The following is an 18,259-nucleotide window of genomic DNA, read 5'->3' as shown; positions in this document are numbered from 1 at the left end:
GTGTTTCGCCGAAACGGCATCATCGCCCGGTGGGCGCGTAGACCTCGCCCCGCATCAGCCGGCGCGCGGTACGCGTGACGGTGGTGCTTGCGACATGCGGTCGTGGTCCGCCGCTGACGGCGGCGCCTACGGGCAGCGAACCCGAGGCGTGGCCGATGACGATGTCGCGGCCGTCCGCGGGCACGCGGCCCAGTTCGGCGCCCAGGGTGCCGGGCAGGCGGACGCAGGCCGCCAGGCACATCGCGCCCGTCAGCGGCGTTGCCCGGTGCGGCTGGCCGGCCGAGAACATGCGGGCGGTGATGTCCACGTCCCGGGCCTGCAGCGGGGCGCCCGAGGGCAGCACCACGTCGGCGGGCGGCGACAGCAGGCAGACCAGCGGCAGGTTGCGCAGGCGCGTGCGCGCCTCGTCCTCGGTGGCGAGCCCCATCAGGACGGCGGCGGCCACGCGCAGTTCCTCGCATTGCCGGACCAGGTCCGGCCGCGCGTCGATCTGCGCCGCCGATTCGGTGCCGGCCAGGCCGAAGTCGGCGGCGCGCGCGAAGACCGTCGGATTGGAGACGTCGATGCACGAGACCTCGATCGTGCCCACGCCGGGGATCGTCACGGTGTCGCGCGCGGCGCCGGTGGGGAACAGCTTGCCGGTCGTGGCGCCGCCCGGGTCCAGGAAGGACAGCCGGATGGGCGAGCCGGTGCCCGCCACGCCGGGCAGCACGAAATCGCCGGCGACCGCGGCGCGGCCGTCGCTAAGGGCGAAATCGGCCACGATGATCTTGCCGGTGTTGGTGTTGTGGATGCGGACCGAGGCGCGGTCGCCCGATGCCCGCACCAGGCCTTCGTCCACGGCATAGGGGCCGATGGCCGCCGAGATGTTGCCGCAGTTGCCCCGGTACTGGACCAGCGGCGCGTCGATCGCGACCTGGCCGAAGGTGTAGTCCACGTCGGCATCGTCGCGCGAAGGCGCGCCCACCACGGCGATCTTGGACAGCGACGAGATGCCTCCGCCCAGGCCGTCCAGTTGCCGCTTGCCGGGATCCGGGCTGCCCAGCGTGGCCAGGAAGACATGGTCGCGGGCGTCGCGGCCGGCGGGCAGGTCGCGGTCGTGAAAGATCAGGGCGCGGCTGGTGCCGCCGCGCATGTAGACGGCTGGATAGGCTGATTGGGGCATCGAAGTCTCCGAATGGGATGGCCGCCTGTTGCAAGGCCCATGCCAGCCGGCTCCATGGTGCGGGAGCCCGGCACGGCGCGGCAACGGACGTGGTGTGTTTCACCGGATCTCGTGTTCATGTTTCAATATTGAAAAGGAGTGAACATGAGCATCGCCGCATCCGATGACCGCCGGCCCCTGATCTGGGCCATCAGCGCGCACCGGCTGACCGAAGTCTTCCGCACCGTCAGCCCCGAACTGGCGGACCGGGCCGCCATCGAGATCATCGACAAGGGCTTCGACGACGCGATCGCCGAGATCGCCCGGCGCAGCGAAAAGCGGGCCTGCGACGTCATCGTCGCGGCGGGCGCCCATGGCGCCTATCTGCGCCAGAACGTCAGCATCCCCGTGGCCTTCGTCAAGGTGGGCGGCTTCGACCTGATGGCCGCGATCTGCAAGGCGCGGCAGTTCTCCGACCGCATCGCCATGGTCATGCACCGCCGCGTGCCGCCGGCGTTGAACCGCTTCGCGACGCTGTTTTCTTTGCCCATGCAGATCCGCGCCTACCAGACCGCCGAGGATGCCCGGCATTGCATCCAGGAGCTGGCGGCGGCCGGCGTCGAGGTGGTGGTCGGTCCGGGCTTGATCGCCAACCTGGCCGACGAGGCCGGCCTGACGGGCATCCTGGTCTATTCGCTGGATTCGGTGCGTGCCGCCTTCGACGACGCCATCGAGATCGCCGCCGCCCAGAAGGCCGAGAAATCGCGCCGCACGCAACTCGACTCGGTGCTCTACCACTTGAACGACGGCGTCATCGCGGTGGACATGGCCGGCCGCATCGTCGCCGCCAATCCGTCGGTGGACAAGCTGACCGGGCGCCGCGTGCGTGACGCCCTGGGCCAACCGCTGCGCCAGGTGCTGCCCGACCTGGAGCCGGGGCAGGTCATGACACGCGGGGCGAGCGAGATCGGGACCGTGCAGGAGATGGGCGGCAAGTCCGTCGTGGTCGACCGCGTGCCGCTGCTGGACGAGGGCATGCAGACCGGCGCCATCTTCACGCTGCACGGATCCAGCGAACTGGAGCGCGCCGTCAGCAAGCTGCGGGCGCATACGCACCGGCGCTCCCGCGTGGCCCGGTACCGGCTGGACGATGTGGTGGCCGAGTCCGCCGCCATGCGCCAGGTGATCGCGCAGTGCCGGGTCTTCGCCGAGCACAGCGACGCGGCCGTGCTGATCCACGGCGAAAGCGGCACCGGCAAGGAGCTGCTGGCCCAGGGCCTGCACAATGCCAGCCGGCGACGCCGGCATCCCTTCATCGCCATCAACTGTGGCGCCTTCACCGAGACCCTGCTGGAAAGCGAGCTGTTCGGCTACGACGAGGGCGCCTTCACGGGCGCGCGCCGGCAGGGCAAGCCGGGCCTGTTCGAGTCCGCCAACGAAGGCACGCTGTTCCTGGACGAGATCGGCGAGATGCCGCTGCCGTTGCAGACGCGGCTGCTGCGTGCCTTGCAGGAGAAGGAGATCACGCGCGTGGGCAGCGTCGACACCATTCCGGTCGACGTGCGCATCGTCGCCGCCACCCATCGCGATCTGCTCGCGATGGTCAGGGCCGGCGCCTTCCGCGAGGACCTGTACTACCGCCTGAACATCCTGCAGGTGATGGTGCCGCCGCTGCGCGACCGGCCCGAGGACATCGAGGCGCTGGCGCGGCTGCTGCTGCCGGCGGCGCTGGGGCGGGCGGGGTTGCGGGAGGCCGTGGCGCCCATGCTGGAGGCGGCGCTGCCGGTGCTGAAGGAAGGTGCGTGGCGGGGCAACGTCCGGGAACTGGAGAACGTGTCGGAACGCCTGACCATGGCCTGCCTGACCGAGGGGCGGCCGCTGTCGCGCCGCGAGGTGCGGGCCATGCTGGCCGATGCGCCGGCCCGGCGCCAGGCGCCCGCGGCGCGCAGCCTGTCGGCGGTGCGCGCCAGCCAGGAGGCCGAGCATGCCCGCGCCGTGCTGGCCGAGTGCGCGGGCAATCACCAGGAAGCCGCGCGGCGGCTGGGCATCAGCCGTACCACGCTGTGGCGCAAGATCAAGGCGGCGCAAGCCTAGGCGCGGCGGTGCAAAATACAGGCAAACCCGCCGGCCGCAACGGCGGGCCATGGATCGGTACTGGAGAAGCCCGGTGAAACTCACGACCCTGAACGCGCTGGTTGCGGCGGTGGAGGAAGGCAGCCTGCGCGGCGCGGCGCGGCGGGTGGGCACGTCGCAGCCGGCGCTGACCAAGATGGTCAGGGAACTGGAACTCGAGCTGGGCGTGACGCTGTTGCAGCGGACCTCGCGCGGCGTCATGCCCACGGGCCAGGGCCGCATCCTGTACGAGCGCACGGTCAAGGCCCGGCGCGAGCTGAACCTGGCGGTGGACGAGATCCGGCAGATGTCGGGCTCCATGGTGGGCGAGCTGCACCTGGGCGCGGTGCCGGTGGCCGTGATGCTGCTGGTGCCCGAGGCCCTGCGGACCTTCAGCCAGGAGTTCCCCGGCATCCGGCTGCGCGTGAGCGAGGAGCTCTACGTCGCGCAATTGCAGAAGCTGCGGTCCCAGGAAGTGGATGTGACCCTGGGCGGCATACCGGAGGATTTGTCGGCGGGCGAGTTCCACATCGAACCCCTGATCCGTACGACCATGGTGCCCACCGCGCGCCGGGGCAGCCCGTGGCTGAAGGCGCGCACGCTGGCCGATCTGCAGGGGGCGCGCTGGGTGTTCACCGGCGCCGACGGAGAATCGGGCTACGCCCGGCCCCTGTTCGAGCAACACGGCCTGGAGCCGCCGGCGGTGGCCGCGGTGGCCAACTCGACCCTGGCGCTGCTGTCCCTGCTGGCGGCGGGCGACTATGTGGGCCTGATGCCGCGCCAGATCGCCATGCAGCCGCTGGCGTCCCAATTCATGTCGGTGATCGACGTGGAAGAGAAAGGCTACGACCTGACGGTGGGCGCCATGCTGCGCAGCGATTCGCTGCCGTTGCCGCTGATGCGGCACCTGATCACCCACCTGCACCGTGCCGCGCACCACATCGGGTAGGACGCGGTCCTAGCGGACGACCACGCCGGCGTCGATCGTGCCGTACACGCTGATGCCGTTGCCGCTTTGCGCGGAGCCGGAGGGGGACCGAGGCGCGGGCGTGCAGGCCACGCAGAAGGCCGCCAGCAGCGGCCCGGTCGTCTTGAGCAAGAATCGAAGCATAGGGTTTCCTGTCCGCGTCAATGCAGGCCCCAGGCGGACATGCCGTCCGACGTCCCGGGCTGGGAGCCGCCGGCGACGAAGGCCCGGACCTGTTCGTCGACGATGAAGCTCGCGGAAGAGCTGGCGCGCAGGATTTCGTCGGGCGCCATGGGCTTGGCGATGGCCCAGCCCTGCACATAGTCTACCCCCAGCTCCGCCAGCGCTTCCACCGTGGGATAGTCCTCCACCCATTCGGCGATGCTGCGCATGCCGAGGTTGCGCGCCAGCTCGACGATGGCCTCGACGATGGCGTAGTTGGCCGGGTGCTCGTGCATGCGCTTGATGAAACCGCCGTCGATCTTGAGCGCGTCGGCGGCGAATTCCTTCAGGTACGAGAACGAGGTGTAGCCGGCGCCGAAGTCGTCCAGCGCGATCTTGGCGCCGCAGGACTTGAGCCGGTCGATGAAGCGGCGGGAGTTGGCGATGTCGTGCAGGGCCACGCTTTCGGTGATCTCCATGCACAGGTATTTCACCACCGGCCCGAAGCGCGACAGGATGCGGAAGGTGTCCTCGATGAAGGCCTCGTCGTTCAGCGACGCGCCGCTCAGGTTGACGCAGACGAACCGGGTGTTGGGCAGGCGCGGCAGGTTCTCGGTCAGCCACACCAGCGTCGAGGTCAGCACCCATTTGTCCAGTTCGCCGATGGTGCCGTTGGCCTCGGCCGCCGCGATGATCTTGCCGGCCGGCACCATCGAGCCGGACGAGTCCTGCATGCGGATCAGTACTTCGAAGTCCAGCGAGGCCTCGGGCGCGCGCAGCGACATGATGGGCTGCATGACCAGCGACAGGCCCGTGGGCGTGAAGGTGCTGCCGAGCTCTTCGATCAGCCGCAGTTCCTCGGCGCGTTCCTGGAAGGCGGGCGCGTTTTCCTTGTAGATGACCAGGTGGCCGTGCTTGCCCTTCTTGGCTTCGCGGCAGGCGCGATCGGCTGCCGAGACGGCGTCCTGGACCCGCATCTCGGGCGTGATCTCGATCAGTCCGATGGACACCTTGACCTGGAACGAACGCCGGCGCAGCTGGAAGGGCATGTCGCAGATGTCGCTGATGATGCGGCGGCAGAGGTCGGTGGCCGGCAGCATGGCGGTGTCGCGCAGCACCAGGATGAACTCGTCGCCGCCGATGCGGCCGATGTGGTGGTGGTCGCCCAGCGACCACTTGACCCGCTGGCAGACCTGCTTGAGGACTTCGTCGCCGGTCTGGTGGCCGTACAGGTCGTTGATCAGCTTGAAGCGGTCCAGGTCCAGGTAGGCCAGGGCGATCGGGTGCGCCGGGTCGAACTGTTTCAGCGAGGTTTCGAGGATGTGCTCGATGCCCCGGCGGTTCAACGCGCCGGTCAGGGTGTCGTTGTTGGCCAGGAAGCGCAGCCGTTCGGTGGCCTTGCGCCGCTCGGTGATGTCCTGCAGCGAGCCTTCGATCCGGGTATGGGCCAGCGTGGCCTTGGCCAGGTACCAGCGCGGCTCCATGCCGCCTATGGGCTGGGCCTGGATCTCGGCCTCGCCGCCGCGGTCGGCGATCTCCTTGAGCCGCGCCAGCGCGCCGGGCTCGAAGTAGTTCTGCCAGCGCAGTTCGTGCAGCGGCCGGCCTTCCAGGCCCAGCTTTTCCTGCATGGCGGTGTTGGCGCGCACGAAGCGGCCGTCGGGCTCCAGCGTGAACAGGCCCACCGGCGTGACTTCGTAGGCGCGCTGCAGCTCGGCCTCGGCATGTTCGCGCTCGACCCGTTCCACGCGTATCTGCTCGGCGAACGCAAAGGCGGCCACGAGGCTGGACGCCAGCGCGGCGGTGACGCTGTTCAGGGCGCCGACCAGGGCCTTGAAGTCGAAGGCCGCGGCGATGACTTCGGAGAAGGTGGAGAACAGCACGATGCCCAGCGCCGCCGCGTACCAGAGCGCGATGCGCGAACGCGTGACGATGACGATGCGGGCCAGGAAGAAGATGACGACGAAGATGCCGAACGAGGCCACCACCCACATGGCGGGCAGGAAGGCGGCGAAGCTGAGGAAGACGGCCAGGACCAGCAGTACCAGGCCGGCGCGCGAGCCGGCGCGCAGCAGCCAGCCGTAGCCCACCCGGCTGAGCTCGGTGCGCATGAACTGGGCGAACAGCGTGTAGGTGACGATGTAGTAAGCGGCGATGGTCAGCTTGCGGGTCATCGCCATCCATTCGTTGGGAATGGTGCGTTCCAGCCACTGGGTGTCGAATCCCATGGTGATGCCGCCCAGGCGCAGGTTGCCGACCAGCCAGATCGCGAACAGCAGGTAGCGTGCGTCGCGGTTGATCAGCGCCGTCATCAGCGTGAGCACGGCCAGGGTCAGCAGCCCGCCCTCGAGCACGCCCGTGGCGTGGTGGTAGGCGAGATGGGAGAGGGCCAGCTCGGCTTCGGGCCAGGCCTCGACCGTGATGCGGGCCGGACCCGAGAAGTGCGCGCGGCACAGTAGATCGAGGGGCCGCGCGTGCACGCCCAGGTCCAGCGCGAAGCCCGATTTCACCGACTGCAGGATGCCCGACGTGCCGCCGCGCGTGGCCGCGCCCAGGGGCACCAGGCCCGCAGCGTTCCAGCACGAGACTTCCTGCGCATGGCGAGAGGGGAGTTCCACGCTTTGCGGCGTGTTCGAAGGCGGAACGGTGAAGCGGAACCAGAACGGGGTCTCGGCCAGGCGGGTATCGTGGAACCGGACGGCGGGCGCGGACGCGAGGGCGGCCAGCGCTTCGGAAGGGGGCTGGCCGGTCTTGTCGGCGACCACGGCGAAGGGCAGGACGCGGTTGTCGTTGGTGTCGTAGATGCTGTGTTCCAGCGTGAGCGCCACCAGCGAGAATACGAAGATCGCGGCCGGTACGAGGTAGTACGAGAAGTTGCTTAAGAACCAGTCGATCTTGGCCGTAACCCAGGCAACGCGGGTAGAGGGTTCCGCCGGAGGGGGCTGCATGTTCGCCTTGTTCAGGAGGGGGGGCTTGTCGTTTCGCGGGCGGCCCGCCCCCCCGGATGGGCCGCTGATCGTGCCGGATCAGGCCTGCGGTTGAAGGAGATCTTCCCGTTCCCGCGAAGCGCTGCGCAGCGCGTCAATGTTAATCAAATTCCCATCGATGCGAATGTCCGGGTGATGGGTCTTGAACACAAACTGATACAAAGGGTGGCTGCCTTCGCGCCACCGCTTTTCGGCCGTCGCGATTTCGAAAGCCAGTACGCGGTGGGGGATGTTGCCGGCGTGGCGCATCGGCATGAAGCCTTGGCCGGGGAACACTTCGCGGAACATCAGCGCCTCGTACTGGCGATCGAGCGGGGACCGTCCGGCGATGACCATCCAGTCTATGCCCGCTTGCACGCAAAAAAGGAAATAAGCCTTGAAAAGGGCTGTTTTCGCGACGCGGCCCATGCGCTCGCTGGCCACGCCCAACCGGGTGGCCTCGGCCAGGGCATAGCCCGAGAGCCAATCGGGCAGCGTGACCGACTGTTCCAGCCACAAGGGGCCGCACATGTTGGTCTGGACGCGCATGGTGCCCAGCGGCGCGCCGTCGAACTTGGATTCGGCCAGCAGCACGACCGAGCCGGGATCGGAGTCGTGCAGCTCCGGTTCGCCCAGGTTGCGGGCGATCTCCGGCACGTGGCGGCCGTAGGCCGACTGGCGCATGGAAATGGCTTTTTCCATGGCTTCACCGTCCCGGGCGATGCGGATGGTGAAGGGCAGGTTCTCGGGGGTCTGCTCGGAAAGCGGCAGCAGCAGGCCGGACCGGGTAGGCAGAGCGTTGTCGTAAGACATTTGGACTTCCTTGTAAGAGTGAGACGGTATGGCCGTTGCGGATATCGCAGCGGTAACACCAGATTCGCACGTCTGGGCGGGAAGTTGCTTACAACTGTCGGGAAAAAGGGGGTTATGGGCCGGTTTTTGTTGTGCGCTGCACAATAAGCGGTTTCAACCGCCCAGGCTGGCCCAGATCAGGCTGGCGCCGGCCAGCATCAGCAGGCCGCAGACCAGCCATTCCACGGCGCGCCGGGAAATGGGGGGCGGATGCCGGGCCTGCCACCACGATACGCCCGCGACCACGGGAACGGCGCAGACGCCCAGCAGCAGCGAACTCCATTCGAAATGTCCGCTGGCGGCCACCAGCACCAGGCGCAGGGCGGCGCTGGCGGCGAACATCATGAACAGGCACTCGCGCACCAGGTTGCGGTCCAGGGGCTGCCGGTACAGGTGATAGACCATGGGCGGCCCGGAGGTGGAGAAGAGGCCGCCGAGCAGCCCCGACAGCACGCCGAAGAACCACAGCGCCGGCTTGCCCGACGGCTGGGCGCGGGGGGCGGTCTGCACGAGCAGCAGGATGGAGCAGCCGATGATGGCCACGCCCAGCAGCAGGCGCAGCGTCGTGACCGCGTTGGTGCTGAGCCAGGCCAGCAGCGCGACGCCGCCCAGCACGCCGACGAGGCTGCTGGTCAGGATGGGACGCAGCAGCGTCCAGTCGAAGGTGACGCGGTTGTAGCGCCAGTAGGCCCAGGCGTTCGCCAGGCTCAGGACGCTGGCCACGTTGGCCGCCTCGGGAATGGGCATCAGTCCGAAGGCGCCGACCATGCCGAGCAGCAGCAGGGCGAAGGCAAAGCCGGTGAGGTTCTGGCAGTAGGCCGAGAGGCCCACGCAGGCGAGAAATAGCAGGAAGGTCAGTACGGTCATGAGCCCGAAATACTAACCCGAAAAGCAGGGGTTTTCCGGGGGCGGAGCGCTTTCAGCTCGCGCGCAGCACCGCCGAGATGCTGGCCGCGCTGCGCAGCGCGTGCTGGGCCAGCGGCGCCTCGGGATCCAGCTCGTCTTCCAGCGCCAGCCCGGCCACGATCAGCGCGGCCACTGCTTCGTCGCCACGGCCGAACACCGGGCAGGCGAGCGTCCCCACGCCGGGCCGCATCTCGCTCAGTCCGAACGACAGGCCCCGGGCCGCGCGTATCGCTTCCAGCCGTTCCGAGACGGCCGCGTAGCGTTCCTCGCCCATGCGCGCGATGCCTTGCTCGCGCGGCCACGCGGCCAGGATGGCGCGCCCGCTCACGCTGGCGTCCAGCGGGAAATGGGTGCCGATGTCGGTGATGATGTTGAGCGGCACCGAGGGGGCCCAGATGCGTTCGATGATGACCACCTCGTCCAGCGCCGGCACCGAGAGCGAGACGATCGCCCGGCGCTTGCCCACGCCTTTCTCCTGCAGCTCGATCGCGTGCGGCAGGGCGGCCCGCCGTATGCCCAGCCGGTCGTGCTGGGCCGTTCCCAGCACCAGGCACTTGGGGCCCAGCGCATAGACGCCGTCCCGCGCCTGCACCATGCCCCAGAACGCCAGGGTGCGCAGCACGCGATGGACCGTGGTGCGGTCCAGTTCCGTGACCTGGGCCAGTTCGAGTGCCGAGGCGCCGCGCGGCATCCGCATCAGGACGTCGAGCAGGAGCATGGCCCGGTCGATGACCTGGACCCGATTGCCGGGCGGCGCTGCGGAGGGGGAAGGCTGGCGGGGCATGGGCACGGTCGGGAATCGTTGACGTCGCGACATGGTATCGCTAATCTCTGGAGTGCGTATTGCAAGCTTTAAGTGCGTAATATGCACATAACCCCAGATCATGAGAGGTTACCGCCATGTCGTTCCTGCGTGTTTCCTGGTTTGCGTCGTTCCTTGTGCTGGCCGCGGTTCCCGCCGTCGCGGCGGATGGCTATCCCTCCCGGCCGGTCAGGCTGATCGTGCCGTTCGCGGCCGGCGGCGCGGTGGACGCGATCGCGCGCACGCTCGCGCTCCGGCTGTCCGAGCAGTTTTCGCAGAAGGTCGTGGTCGAGAACCGTGCCGGCGCTTCCGGCAACATCGGCGCCGAGGCGGTGGTCAGGTCGCCGGCGGACGGCTATACGCTGCTGTTCACGGCCTCGACCCTGGTGGTCAACCCGCTCATCATGAAGGACAAGCCGCCCTTCGATCCGGCCCGCGACCTGACGCATCTCGCGCTGGTCGCCTCGGGACCGCTGTTGTTCGTCACGCCCGCGTCCGCGCCGGCCGGGTCGGTCCAGGACTTCGTGGCCCAGGCCAAGGCCGCTCCCGACCGGTTCAATTTCGCGGTGGGCGGTTTCGGCGCGGCGGGCCACCTGGACGTGGAGTCCTTCAAGCATCGGGCCGGGCTGGCCGTGCCCACGGTGCTCTACAAGGGCACGGGGCCGGCGCTGGTCGACCTGATGGGCGGCCAGGTCAGCGGCATGATCGATCCGCTGCTGACTTCGCTACCCCCGGTCAAGGCCGGCAAGCTCAAGGCGCTGGCCATCACCGGGAACAAGCGCAGCACGCTGGCTCCCGACGTGCCGACGTTCGCCGAGGCAGGCTACCCCGAAGTCAATTTCTCGACCTGGTATGGCCTGTGGGGACCGGCGGGACTGCCGGCCCCCGTGGTGGACAAGCTGGAGGCCGCCGTCAAGCGCTTCGTGGCCGAGCCCGACACGCGCGCCTGGTTCGAGCGCCAGGGGCTCGAACCGTCGGGGGTGTCGGGCGCCCGTTTCCGGGCCTTCATCGACCAGGAAACGGCCAAGTCGCGCGAGATCGTGAAGCTGGCCAATATCGCCGAGCAGTGACGGGGCCTGCGGGCTCAGGCTTCGTCCACCAGCAGGGCCCGCACCTTGGCCCGCTGCACCTTGCCGTAGTGGGACTTGGGGATGGCCGGGGCGAAGCGGATCACGCGCGGTTTCTTGAATCCCGACAGAGACCGGCGGCAGTGTTCCATCAGTTCCTCGGCCGTGGCCGCCGCGCCCACGTGCAGCACGACGGCGGCGCCGACGATCTCGCCCCACTCGGGGTCGGGCAGTCCGGCCGCGGCCGCTTCGGCCACGGAAGGGTGGCTGCACAGCGCGCGTTCCACCTCGTCCGGAAGTATGGACTTGCCGCCGCTGCGTATCACTTCCTTCAGGCGGCCGGTAATGCGCAGCACGCCCGAGGCGTCCAGGATGCCGAGGTCCCCGGTGCGGAACCAGCCGTCGCGGAAGACCCGGGCGGTCAGTTCCGGCTGCCGCCAGTAGCCGGCCGCGACGTGGGCGCCGCGTATCAGCACTTCGCCTTCCGTGTCCGCCGGCGCGGTTTCCCCATCGCGCTCGATGCGGATCTCGCAGCCGAACAGCGGCCGGCCTACGCTGCGCACGGCCCGCGCCCGGGTCGCGGGGTCGGCCAGGGCATCGGGCGGCTGATAGCAGCTCCACGATGCCTCGGTCAGCCCATACAGGATGCCGAAGCGCGGGCCGAAGGCCTCGATGGCGGCCAGGAAGGTGTCGGGCGGAATGGCGGCCGCGCCCACGTCCATGCAGCGCAACGCGCCCAGGTCGTGGTCGGCGGGCCGGGTCTCCTTCAGCAGCCGCACCAGATGGGTGGGCACCAGGGAAGTCGAGGTGGCGCGGTGGTGCGCCAGCAGCTCCAGGAAGCGCGCCGGTTCGAAGCGGCCCGCCAGCACGACCGCGCCGCCCGCGGCCAGCTGGGCCAGCACGATGATGGCGGCGATCGGCCATAGCGGCCGCATGTTGAGCATGACGTCGCCGGGATGCTGGCCGCGCGCCATGACGATGTTCTGCAGCGCGGAGGTGATGCTGCCGTGGGTGATGACGACGGCCTTGGGCGCGCCGGTGCTGCCGCCGGTGTAGTTGAGCGAGGCCATGGCGTCGGCCGCGGGCGTGGCCGCGGGCGCCTCGCGGCTGCCCGCGTCGGCTTCCAGTGGACGCAGGCGCAGGCCGGGCACGCGGGCGGCCAGCTCGCGCGCGCGTTCGCCGTATTCGGCGCCATGGGCCAGCAGGCCGGCCTGGGCATCGATCAGCTGCGCGGCCTGTTCGTCGGCGCTGAGCGCCGGGTCGAGCGGCACCCGGACCAGTCCGGCCGACATCGCGCCGTAGTCCCACAGCAGGTAGGCGGGGGTGTTGTCCCCCAGGATGGCAACGCGGTCGCCGTCGCCGAGCCCGTCCGCGCGCAGCGCATGGCCCAGTCCGAACACGCGCGCGGCGAACGAGGGAAAATCCAGGACGCTGCCGTCGCGCGCGTCCACGATCGCGGGCCGGCCGGGCCAGCGCTGCGCGCAACGTTGAAGCAGGGCACCGATGTTCATAGCCAGCCCTGCATGATCACGCGGCCTTCCACGGCCTTGGTGTCGAGAAGCTCGTGCGCGCGGCGGATCTCGTTGAAGGGCAGGGTGGCGGAGATGACGGGGCGGATCTGGCCGCAGGCCAGCATCGCCAGCGCCTGGCGGATGTCCTCCAGCGTGCCGCTGCCCGATCCCATGACGCGTATCCTGCGGCCGATCAGCAGGCCGGGCAGCACGTCCACCGCCTGGCCGTCGATGTTGCCGAGCACCACCACCGTGCCGCCCTGCGCCATGCTGCGCAGGGTCTCGGGCAGCGACAGGCCCAGGTTGTCGATGGCGATATCCACGCCCTGCTTGCCCGTGAGCTGCCAGGCCTGGGCGCTGAACTTCAGGTCCGGCGCCACGATGACTTCGTCGGCCCCGAGCGATTTCAGGTGCGCGGCCTTGGCCGGGCTGGAGGTGACCGCGATGGAGCGGGCGCCCAGGGCGCGCACGATCTGGATCTGGTGCATGCCCAGGCCGCCGCTGGCGCCGGTGATGAGGACCGTGTCGCCGGGGCTGGTGCCGGCCAGGGTACGCAGCGCGCGCAGGCTGGTGCCGATCGGGCAGCACGACAGCGCCGCGGCTTCCCAGGGCAGGCCCCGCGGCACGGGGATGGCCATGGGCGCGGGTACGCAGACATATTCGGCGTAGCCGCCCACGGTGTCGACGGCCGGCAGGCCCAGCGCGCGGCACATGTCCTGCCGGCCGCGCAGGCAGTTGCGGCACAGGCCGCAGAACTGGCGCTGGTAGATGACCACCGGGTCGCCCACGCGGTGCGTGATCACGCCGTCGCCCACCGCCACGACCTCGCCTGCGGTCTCGTGGCCCAGGACGACGCCGGCGCGCGCGCCGGGCAGCTTGCCCGCGCGGTGCAGGACGTCATGGTGGCAGATGCCGGCCGCCCTGACCTGCACCAGGACCTCGCCCGCTGCCGGGGAGGGTGTGGGAACCTCGCGGATTTCCAGGGCGTCGGGGGGGCCGAAGGCGGAAAGGATGACGGCTTTCATGGAGGGATCGTCCTTGGTTGGTTGTGCATAATATGCACATAATGTTTACTATTCACACATTTGCGGTATAGTTTGCATAGCCGGCACCCGCCTGTCAACGTATCGCCGGCGCCATTCATGGGAAGAGGCCTGCATGGGTATCGACTATCGTCCGCTCGAAGGCGGCATCCACGAGATCGTCATCAACCGTCCGGAGCGCATGAACGCGCTGGACGTGCCCGCCAAGCGGGAACTGGGCCGCATCTGGCGCGACGCGGCGCGGGATCCGGCCGTGTCGGTGCTGGTGCTGCGCGGCGCGGGCGAGAAGGCCTTCTGCGCCGGTTCGGACATCAAGGAAATGCAGGCCACCGGCACCATGGTGGACACGCGCACGCTGATGGAGGCCATTCCCGGCATAGGCGTCGAACTGCACAAGCCGGTGGTGGCGGCGCTGCACGGCTTCACCATAGGCATGGGGCTGACGCTGGCCATCCATGCCGATTTCCGCATCGCCGCCGAGACGGGCAAGCTGGGATTTCCCGAGGTGCAGCACGGCATGCTCTCGGGTGTCAGCGCCGTCACCCTGCCGGGGCTGGTGGGCGAACCGCGCGCGCTGGACCTGATGCTGACGGCCCGGCTGATCGAACCGCGGGAAGCGCTGCGCATCGGGCTGGTGGACGAGGTCGTGCCCGACAGCCTTGCGGCCGCGATGGCGCTGGCGCGGCGCATCGCCTCGAATTCCGCGGCGGCGGTGGCGCAGACCAAGCGCCTGATCCTGCTGGAGCGCCGCCGCCGTGCGCGCGATCATGCCGCCGCCATCGACGATGCGCGGCTGGCCATACTCGAGTCGAAAGAGTTCGGCGACGTGGTGGCCCACAAGCCCGGAGCGGGCCGCATTCGCTAGGCGGCGCGCCTATCCGTCCATGCGCCGCCCCGCGTCCAGCAGGCGGCCGATGTCCTGTGCCGCCAGCAGTTCCACCGTTCCCTGCGCGAGCTGCGACAGCGGCCGCTCGCGGGCGGTGGCCAACACAAGGTTGTTGCGCATGCGCGGCGAGCCGATGGTGGAGATCCGGAACGGGCCGCCTTCGACGATGCTGGCGATGGGCGCCGCGCTGCGCGGCACGATGGCATAGCCCTGCCCGCTCAGCGCGAGCTTGAGCAGGGTGTGCACGGCGTCGACCTCGGCCACGACGTTCAGCTTGATGCCGTGGGGCCGGCAGCCCGCCTCGATCACGTTGCGCACGGCGTTCGGAATGCTGGGCACGAGGACCGGGTAGCGCTCCAGCTCCCGCGCCGCCAGCCGCGCGGGCAGCGGGAAGGCGGGCTTGGGACGGCCGCACAGCACCATGTCCTCGCGATACAGGCTGCGGTACTCGAGCCGGGGGCTGGGCGGAGGGTCGAACAGCAGCGCGATCTCGATCTTGCCCAGTATCAGGTCCTCGCGCAGCGCGACGCTCAGGCCCTCGGAGACGGAAATCGATGCCTCGGGGTAGCGCTTGCGGAACTGCTTGACCAGTTCCGGCGTCAGCACGTGCGCGATGCGCGGGGGCAGGCCCACGGTCAGCCTGCCGGTGGGCTGTTCGCGCAGCGCCTGGATGTCGGCGCGGGCCTGCCGCGTCAGCTTCAGGATGGCGTTGCCGTAGGACAGCAGGCATTTGCCGGATTCGGTCAGCTCCACGCCGCGGCCGGTGCGGACCAGCAGGTGGGATTTCAGTTCGAGTTCGAGCAGGCGGATGTGGCGGCTGAGCGTGGGCTGGGAGACGCCCGCCACCAGCGCGGCGCGGGTCAGGCTGCCGAGTTCGGCCACGCGGACGAAGGATTCCAGCTGCTGCAGGTCCATGGTATTGAATTTTCGGATATCAGATGTAGAAGCTATTTTATTGATGAAAATGGCCGGCGTGCTCACAATGCCGCCTCTTGACGAAACGCCGCCAGCGGGATGCCGCCAAGGCGGCATGCACGAGGAGACCCCATGCACATGTCCCGCAAATTCCTGGTCCCGGCCGTTGCCCTGGCGCTGGCTTCCACGCTGGGTGCCGCGCGCGCCGAGGATTATCCCGACCGTCCCGTGCGCATCGTGATTCCGTTCGCGCCCGGCGGCAGCAACGACATCGTCGGCCGCCTGATCGGCGAGGAACTGTCCAAGAGCCTGGGGCAGCCGTTCATCGTCGACAACCGGGGAGGCGCGGGGGGGACCATCGGTACCGAGGTGGTGGCCAAGTCCCGTCCCGACGGCTATACGCTGTTGCTGATCTCGACCCCGCACACGGCGAATTCGACGCTGTACAAGAAGCTGTCCTACGATCCGAACAAGGACTTCGCGCCCATCGCCCGGCTGGCGACCGCGCCGCTGCTGATTTCGGTCTATCCGGGCCTGCCGGTGAAGACGCTGTCGGACCTGATCGCCTACGCCAAGGCCAATCCGGGCAAGCTCAACTACGTGTCGTCCGGCGTGGGCAGTTCGCAGCATCTGGTCAGCGAACTGTTCGAGATCCGGGCCGGCATCTCGATGACGCACGTGCCCTACAAGGGCGCCGGCGCGGCCCTGACCGACGTTGCCGCGGGCCATGCCCAGGTGTCCGTCGGCACCGTGTTGCAGGCGTTGCCGCACGTCAAGGCCAACCGCCTGCGGCCGCTGGCCGTCAGCGGCAACCAGCGCCAGCCCGTGCTGCCCGAGGTGCCCACGGTCCAGGAAGCGGGCCTGGCGGGCTATGACGGCGACAACTGGTGGGGCATCCTGGCACCGGCCGGCACGCCGCCGGCCGTCGTCGACAAACTGAGCAAGACCATCGGCGACATCCTGGCCAAGCCGGAGATGCGCCAGCGCCTCGCGGCCGAGAGCGCGTCGGTGGCCTATCTGTCGCCCGAACCCTTCGGCAAATTCATGGCCGGCGAAACGACCAAGTGGGCGGAGCTGATCAAGCGGCTCGGCATCCAGGCCGACTGACGCGTCCGGCTGGCCATTTCTGGAAGATGCATCTATGAGTAGACCCGCCGCGGTGTTGTTGCGGTATTCCCCGGTGCCCGCCGACCTGGCGGCCATCGAACGGCTGGCGGCCGAGGTGGCGGCCGCCCACCCCGGGTACTTCGAGCGCGTGGACGCCAACCGCGCGCTGGACGGTTCCCATCTGTACCTGTACTTCTGGTCCGCGCGGCCCGGCGGCCCGGAGCTGGCCGGTGCCATCGCCGAACGGGCCGGCCGGCTGCTGCCCGGCCAGGCGCCGGACGTCCTGGTCCTGTCGCCGGTGCAGGATCTGCCCGGCGTCTCGCAGGGGCAGCCGGCCACGCACCACTACGTGGTCGAGACCGACGTGCGTCCGGAGGTGGCCGAGGACCTGTCGAACTGGTACGGACAGGAACACCTGCCCGGGCTGGCCGCCGTGGCGGGCAACGTGCGCGCGCGCCGGCTGGTGGCGGACAATAGCGATGGCAGCCAGCGCTCGCTGGCCTGCTATGACCTGACCACGCCCGCCATCCAGCAGGATCCCGCCTGGCTGGCCGTGCGCGCGACCGACTGGAGCAGCCGCGTGCGCCCGCATTTCCAGAATACGCGCCGGGTCATGTGCGAACGGATCTACGCACTCGAACCCGGCCAAGGAGCGATATGACTTCCGCAATCCGACGAGACGGCGCGCCCGCCCTGGTGGACGCCCGCATCACCCGCATCGAGACCATCCCGCTGAAAGTTGAGCTGGAACGTCCGGCCACGGGCTCGACCCTGAAGCTGACCCATCGCTGCACCATCGTCACGCGCGTCCATACCGACGCTGGCGTGGTGGGCGAGTGCTTCAACGGCAACGACGACGAACTGCAGGCGGACATCATCCGCCTGATCCACGACGAACTGGAGCCGCTGCTCAAGGGGCGCCGCGTCGCCGCCATCGACGACGCCTGGGCCGCCACGCGGCGCGCGACCGAGCCTTTCCTGCGTGACCGCCGGGTGGCGCTGCGGGCCCAGGCCTGCGTGGACAGCGCGCTGCACGATGCCGTGGGCAAGCTGGCCGGCCTGCCGCTGCACCTGCTGTGGGGCGGCGCGCGCGAGCGGGTGCCGGTGGTGGCGCTGGGCGGGTACTACCGCCAGAGCGGCGACCTGGAAGCCCTGGCGGACGAAGTGGCCGAACTGAAGGCCTTCGGCATCCACGGCCTGAAGCTCAAGCTGGGCGGCAAGACCCCCGCCGAAGATGCCTTGCGGGCCCAGACCGTGCGCCGGGCCGGCGGCGATGACTTCGTGCTGGCTTGCGACGCCAACCAGGGCTGGAGCCGCGAAGAGGCGCTGGAGTTCGTGCGCCGGACCCGCGACCTGAACCTGGCCTGGTTCGAGGAGCCCTGCCGCTGGGACAACGACCGTGCCGACATGGCGGTGGTGCGGACGGTGGGCGGCGTGCCGGTGGCGGCGGGGCAGAGCGAGCTGTCGCGCTTCGGCTGCCGCGACCTGCTGGTGGCCGGCGCCATCGACGTCTGCAACTTCGACGCCAGCTGGGGCGGCGGGCCGACCGAGTGGCGGCGCGTGGCGATGCTGGCCTCGGCCTTCAACGTCTCGGTCATGCAGCACCTGGAGCCGCAGATCGGCCTGATGATGTCGGCGGGCGTGGCCAACGGCCGCTATGCCGAGGTCATGCTGCCCTGGCGCGATCCGTTCTTCTACAAGCTGATCGCGAACCAGCCGGCGCGGCCGTTCGTCGACGGCTTCTATACGCTGCCGACGGCGCCGGGCTGGGGCATGAGCTTCGACCCCGAGTACCTGGAGTTCGCGCGGCGCAAGTAGCGGC

At 69.4% G+C, this 18,259-nt stretch carries 16 protein-coding genes; 7 read left to right on the top strand and 9 right to left on the bottom strand.

What is annotated here, in order from left to right:
* Positions 1–19: 19 nt before the first annotated feature.
* Complete coding sequence (locus WKR98_RS21440; protein WP_341434619.1) at positions 20–1,165, bottom strand: 2-methylaconitate cis-trans isomerase PrpF family protein; 1,146 nt, start codon at positions 1,163–1,165, stop codon at positions 20–22.
* A 144-nt stretch (positions 1,166–1,309) separates the two neighbouring features.
* On the opposite strand from WKR98_RS21440, the gene prpR reads away from it, so the two are divergent.
* Entirely contained in the window at positions 1,310–3,238 is a 1,929-nt protein-coding gene (prpR, locus tag WKR98_RS21435) for a propionate catabolism operon regulatory protein PrpR (protein ID WP_124690801.1), read from the top strand.
* Between the two features lie 73 nt (positions 3,239–3,311).
* Positions 3,312–4,205, top strand: coding sequence for a LysR family transcriptional regulator (locus WKR98_RS21430; protein ID WP_341434618.1), 894 nt, complete (start codon positions 3,312–3,314; stop codon positions 4,203–4,205).
* A 9-nt stretch (positions 4,206–4,214) separates the two neighbouring features.
* Here WKR98_RS21430 and WKR98_RS21425 read toward each other — a convergent pair whose 3' ends face one another.
* The 5 genes from WKR98_RS21425 to WKR98_RS21405 all read right to left on the bottom strand — a co-directional run bounded on the left by WKR98_RS21425 (position 4,215) and on the right by WKR98_RS21405 (position 9,923).
* Entirely contained in the window at positions 4,215–4,367 is a 153-nt protein-coding gene (locus WKR98_RS21425) for a hypothetical protein (RefSeq protein ID WP_161567898.1), read from the bottom strand.
* Between the two features lie 17 nt (positions 4,368–4,384).
* Positions 4,385–7,330, bottom strand: coding sequence for a putative bifunctional diguanylate cyclase/phosphodiesterase (locus tag WKR98_RS21420; RefSeq protein WP_124690799.1), 2,946 nt, complete (start codon positions 7,328–7,330; stop codon positions 4,385–4,387).
* A gap of 78 nt (positions 7,331–7,408) precedes the next feature.
* Positions 7,409–8,161 carry a hypothetical protein gene (locus tag WKR98_RS21415; protein WP_124690798.1) on the bottom strand — a complete coding sequence of 251 codons (753 nt, stop codon included), beginning with the start codon at positions 8,159–8,161 and terminating at the stop codon, positions 7,409–7,411.
* A 153-nt stretch (positions 8,162–8,314) separates the two neighbouring features.
* Complete coding sequence (locus WKR98_RS21410; protein ID WP_124690797.1) at positions 8,315–9,067, bottom strand: TSUP family transporter; 753 nt, start codon at positions 9,065–9,067, stop codon at positions 8,315–8,317.
* A 52-nt stretch (positions 9,068–9,119) separates the two neighbouring features.
* A complete protein-coding gene (locus WKR98_RS21405; RefSeq protein WP_341434617.1) occupies positions 9,120–9,923 on the bottom strand; it encodes an IclR family transcriptional regulator in 804 nt (267 codons plus the stop codon).
* Between the two features lie 83 nt (positions 9,924–10,006).
* Between WKR98_RS21405 and WKR98_RS21400 the strand changes: the two genes are divergently transcribed.
* Positions 10,007–10,978 carry a Bug family tripartite tricarboxylate transporter substrate binding protein gene (locus tag WKR98_RS21400; RefSeq protein ID WP_341434616.1) on the top strand — a complete coding sequence of 324 codons (972 nt, stop codon included), beginning with the start codon at positions 10,007–10,009 and terminating at the stop codon, positions 10,976–10,978.
* A 14-nt stretch (positions 10,979–10,992) separates the two neighbouring features.
* On the opposite strand, the gene WKR98_RS21395 is transcribed toward WKR98_RS21400, so the two are convergent.
* Positions 10,993–12,486, bottom strand: a complete 1,494-nt coding sequence (locus WKR98_RS21395) for a class I adenylate-forming enzyme family protein (RefSeq protein WP_341434615.1) — start codon at positions 12,484–12,486, stop codon at positions 10,993–10,995.
* On the bottom strand, positions 12,483–13,511 hold the full coding sequence (locus WKR98_RS21390) for an alcohol dehydrogenase catalytic domain-containing protein (RefSeq protein WP_124690793.1): 1,029 nt from the start codon (positions 13,509–13,511) through the stop codon (positions 12,483–12,485). Before WKR98_RS21390 ends, WKR98_RS21395 begins: the two co-directional genes overlap by 4 nt.
* A 133-nt stretch (positions 13,512–13,644) precedes the next feature.
* Here WKR98_RS21390 and WKR98_RS21385 point away from each other — a divergent pair, with 133 nt between their 5' ends.
* Positions 13,645–14,394 carry an enoyl-CoA hydratase/isomerase family protein gene (locus WKR98_RS21385; protein ID WP_341434614.1) on the top strand — a complete coding sequence of 250 codons (750 nt, stop codon included), beginning with the start codon at positions 13,645–13,647 and terminating at the stop codon, positions 14,392–14,394.
* A gap of 9 nt (positions 14,395–14,403) precedes the next feature.
* On the opposite strand, the gene WKR98_RS21380 is transcribed toward WKR98_RS21385, so the two are convergent.
* Positions 14,404–15,330, bottom strand: coding sequence for a LysR family transcriptional regulator (locus WKR98_RS21380; RefSeq protein ID WP_124690791.1), 927 nt, complete (start codon positions 15,328–15,330; stop codon positions 14,404–14,406).
* Positions 15,331–15,468: 138 nt separating this feature from the next.
* On the opposite strand from WKR98_RS21380, the gene WKR98_RS21375 reads away from it, so the two are divergent.
* From WKR98_RS21375 to WKR98_RS21365, 3 genes are read left to right on the top strand one after another with little or no spacing between them, the layout of a single operon-like run.
* On the top strand, positions 15,469–16,437 hold the full coding sequence (locus WKR98_RS21375; RefSeq protein WP_161567896.1) for a Bug family tripartite tricarboxylate transporter substrate binding protein: 969 nt from the start codon (positions 15,469–15,471) through the stop codon (positions 16,435–16,437).
* Between the two features lie 34 nt (positions 16,438–16,471).
* Positions 16,472–17,098, top strand: coding sequence for a DUF4286 family protein (locus WKR98_RS21370; protein WP_124690789.1), 627 nt, complete (start codon positions 16,472–16,474; stop codon positions 17,096–17,098).
* Positions 17,095–18,255, top strand: coding sequence for a mandelate racemase/muconate lactonizing enzyme family protein (locus WKR98_RS21365; protein ID WP_124690788.1), 1,161 nt, complete (start codon positions 17,095–17,097; stop codon positions 18,253–18,255). The genes WKR98_RS21370 and WKR98_RS21365 overlap by 4 nt, the downstream gene beginning before the upstream one ends.
* Positions 18,256–18,259 lie beyond the last annotated feature (4 nt).

This window comes from Pigmentiphaga sp. YJ18 (genome assembly GCF_038066655.1).
Taxonomy (GTDB): Bacteria; Pseudomonadota; Gammaproteobacteria; order Burkholderiales; family Burkholderiaceae_B; genus Pigmentiphaga.
This window is presented reverse-complemented; position numbering and strand designations above follow the sequence as displayed.

What these genes read in the sequence shown, in the direction of transcription:
- WKR98_RS21395 (WP_341434615.1), bottom strand. Translation starts at nt 12,486, where the DNA reads ATGAACATCGGTGCCCTGCTTCAACGTTGCGCGCAGCGCTGGCCCGGC.
- WKR98_RS21410 (WP_124690797.1), bottom strand. Translation starts at nt 9,067, where the DNA reads ATGACCGTACTGACCTTCCTGCTATTTCTCGCCTGCGTGGGCCTCTCG.
- WKR98_RS21405 (WP_341434617.1), bottom strand. Translation starts at nt 9,923, where the DNA reads ATGTCGCGACGTCAACGATTCCCGACCGTGCCCATGCCCCGCCAGCCT.
- prpR (WP_124690801.1), top strand. Translation starts at nt 1,310, where the DNA reads ATGAGCATCGCCGCATCCGATGACCGCCGGCCCCTGATCTGGGCCATC.
- WKR98_RS21370 (WP_124690789.1), top strand. Translation starts at nt 16,472, where the DNA reads ATGAGTAGACCCGCCGCGGTGTTGTTGCGGTATTCCCCGGTGCCCGCC.
- WKR98_RS21380 (WP_124690791.1), bottom strand. Translation starts at nt 15,330, where the DNA reads ATGGACCTGCAGCAGCTGGAATCCTTCGTCCGCGTGGCCGAACTCGGC.
- WKR98_RS21420 (WP_124690799.1), bottom strand. Translation starts at nt 7,330, where the DNA reads ATGCAGCCCCCTCCGGCGGAACCCTCTACCCGCGTTGCCTGGGTTACG.
- WKR98_RS21390 (WP_124690793.1), bottom strand. Translation starts at nt 13,511, where the DNA reads ATGAAAGCCGTCATCCTTTCCGCCTTCGGCCCCCCCGACGCCCTGGAA.
- WKR98_RS21400 (WP_341434616.1), top strand. Translation starts at nt 10,007, where the DNA reads ATGTCGTTCCTGCGTGTTTCCTGGTTTGCGTCGTTCCTTGTGCTGGCC.
- WKR98_RS21440 (WP_341434619.1), bottom strand. Translation starts at nt 1,165, where the DNA reads ATGCCCCAATCAGCCTATCCAGCCGTCTACATGCGCGGCGGCACCAGC.
- WKR98_RS21365 (WP_124690788.1), top strand. Translation starts at nt 17,095, where the DNA reads ATGACTTCCGCAATCCGACGAGACGGCGCGCCCGCCCTGGTGGACGCC.
- WKR98_RS21385 (WP_341434614.1), top strand. Translation starts at nt 13,645, where the DNA reads ATGGGTATCGACTATCGTCCGCTCGAAGGCGGCATCCACGAGATCGTC.
- WKR98_RS21415 (WP_124690798.1), bottom strand. Translation starts at nt 8,161, where the DNA reads ATGTCTTACGACAACGCTCTGCCTACCCGGTCCGGCCTGCTGCTGCCG.
- WKR98_RS21375 (WP_161567896.1), top strand. Translation starts at nt 15,469, where the DNA reads ATGTCCCGCAAATTCCTGGTCCCGGCCGTTGCCCTGGCGCTGGCTTCC.
- WKR98_RS21425 (WP_161567898.1), bottom strand. Translation starts at nt 4,367, where the DNA reads ATGCTTCGATTCTTGCTCAAGACGACCGGGCCGCTGCTGGCGGCCTTC.